Annotated in this window: 1 protein-coding gene and 1 pseudogene; one reads left to right on the forward strand and one right to left on the reverse strand. The window is 56.1% G+C overall.

Annotated elements, in window-relative coordinates; translation table 11 throughout:
- Positions 1–237: 237 nt before the first annotated feature.
- Positions 238–987, reverse strand: coding sequence for a class I SAM-dependent methyltransferase (locus EOA38_RS33970; RefSeq protein WP_127301277.1), 750 nt, complete (start codon positions 985–987; stop codon positions 238–240).
- Between the two features lie 564 nt (positions 988–1,551).
- Here EOA38_RS33970 and EOA38_RS33975 point away from each other — a divergent pair.
- Positions 1,552–2,343 (forward strand): annotated as a pseudogene (locus EOA38_RS33975) (IS5 family transposase); the annotation flags it as partial.

The following is a 2,343-nucleotide window of genomic DNA, read 5'->3' on the forward strand; positions in this document are numbered from 1 at the left end:
CGTTTCTCGGTCATGGCGGGTGTGGCTCGCGAGATGCGGTGGAAGGGTTGGCCTAGGCAACCGATTCTTACGCCAAATCTATCGCTTAAGCTGCATCCGCCAACCTCAAAGGCCCAACGTCGTGCATAAGACGAGTTAGAGACAATAGTGACGCTGGAACCTGATACTCGGCGCTTGCGGTTGGCATCGGCAACGGAGTACGTAGAAGCAGCCGCCATCCGTCGCCCTGGGGCCCACTTACTTATACGCGACAACCAGGAGACGCGGGCCATAAGGTGTGAAATCTCCACCTTCCAGCCCATAGGCTTTAACAGTCTCAAACCCCGCGCTTCGCAACATGCGAACATATTCAGAAAATCCATAGTGTCTGACAGAAAGCCGCGTTCGTCTTACGCATCCGTTGCGCACGACAATCCTCTCGGTGTTTTGACGATCGGCTAGTGCATCGTAGTTTGTTATATCTATTCTTAGATCATCGTTATGCTGCACGATATCGTGGGTAGGCGACTTGTCGCGTAGAACAGCGAAACGATTGAGCTGATCGATTAGCAGGCGCCCGCCCTTTCGAAGCGAAGAAGCGGCTTCATGAAGAACTCTCTCATTGTCAGCTTCATCGAAATAGCCAAATGTCGTGTACCACAGAAAAGCCGCGTCAAAGCGATCCCGCCAGGGAAGTGAACGCATATCGCCAAGTATGTACTCAACTGCTACCCTGCGTTCGGTTGCATCCGCTTCGGCTTTTTTTAGTAAGATCGCCGACATGTCCAGTCCGGTTACCCGCGCTCCTTTTTCCGCCAATCTGTTAGAAATCCGACCATATCCGCACCCGAGTTCAAGTACTGAGCTGCCTTCTCTAAGTGAAAGAAGCTCCCAAATTGCTCGCACTTCCCGGTCGCTCTTCTCTGGTGAATTAACCAAATCGCCAAAATGCAAGTAATCGTCGCTGAAGTGTGTTTCAATGTCTGATGAAGAAGGGTGATTTCTCATTTTTGCGGCTCATTAGTTTTCGATGGTAATATACGTTGATTTTTGAGGTCGATCATTGCTTTCCTAAAGAAACCATTTGACTGTATATTTTCTCTCATCAACACTTTGCGTGAGCCTCATAGACCTGACCTCTTGTAGCGGGCCGCTGACATCAGATCCGCTGCGGCGTGCTCAGGCGGCCGGATCACGCATTGTCTCAAGTCGTTCCGCCGCAAGTCGTACTGAGCGGGATCAGTCGCTAGGTAAGCGGCCTTCAACCATAATGAGCACTCTTGTTGCCATGGTTTTGACCCACCGTTGTGTGCTGTGCGATAGTTTGAGCGTTAGCAGTCTCCAGCTTTTTTCGTGCCGAAACCTCGGCCTGCGCGGTGAACATACCATTGTCAGTGATCTGCGGTTGCAAAGATCCGGTGAACTGATTTGAAGGATTTGTTGCAAGCTTTTGGTCGCCGGCGGCGCTGGACGGAGGCCATTGACCAATGTCCTAGCAGGCTGTTGAAAAAGGCACTCGCCACCGGACCGCAGCGGTGATTCACTGGTTCCGAAGGGATTCGGAGGTGACGAGTGCGCGGCGGCGACGATCGAACTGGCGAACTGTTCAGCTATGTTGACCTTGAGGCGCGGGTGCGGCGCAATCATCCGTTGCGGGCGATCCGGTTGATCGTGAGCGAGGCGCTGTCGGCGCTGGAGCGGGACTTCGCGGCGCTGTATTCGCCGATCGGACGGCCGTCGATCCCGCCGGAGAAGCTGCTGCGGGCGATGCTGTTGCAGGCGTTCTATTCGATCCGCTCGGAGCGGCTGTTGATGGAGCGGCTGGAATACGACCTTCTGTTCCGCTGGTTCGTCGGGATTGGCGTTGACGATGCGGCCTGGGATCATTCGGTGTTCTCCAAGAACCGCGACCGGTTGCTGGAGGGCGACATCGCTGCAAAGTTCCTGGCGGCGGTGCTGGCGCAACCCAAGGTGAAGAAGCTTCTGTCGACGGATCACTTCTCGGTCGACGGCGCTGATCGAGGCATGGGCGTCGATGAAGAGCGTCAAACCGAAGGACGGCTCGGGCGAGCCGCCGGCTGACGGGGGTGGACGCAATGCGGAAGCGGACTTCCATGGCCACAGGCGCTCGAACGACACACATGCCTCGACCACCGATCCCGACGCCAAGCTCTACCGCAAGGGACAGGGCAAGGAGGCCAAGCTGTGCTTATGGGACATGGCTTGATGGAGAACCGCCACGGCCTGCTGGTCGACGCCTGCCTGACACTGGCCGACGGACATGCTGAGCGGGTGGCCGCACTCCATATGATCGAGCCTCGTGCGGATCGGCCGCAGGCCATCACGCTCGGTGCCGACAAGGCC

This window comes from Mesorhizobium sp. M1E.F.Ca.ET.041.01.1.1 (assembly GCF_003997355.1).
In the GTDB taxonomy this organism is placed as follows: domain Bacteria; phylum Pseudomonadota; class Alphaproteobacteria; order Rhizobiales; family Rhizobiaceae; genus Mesorhizobium.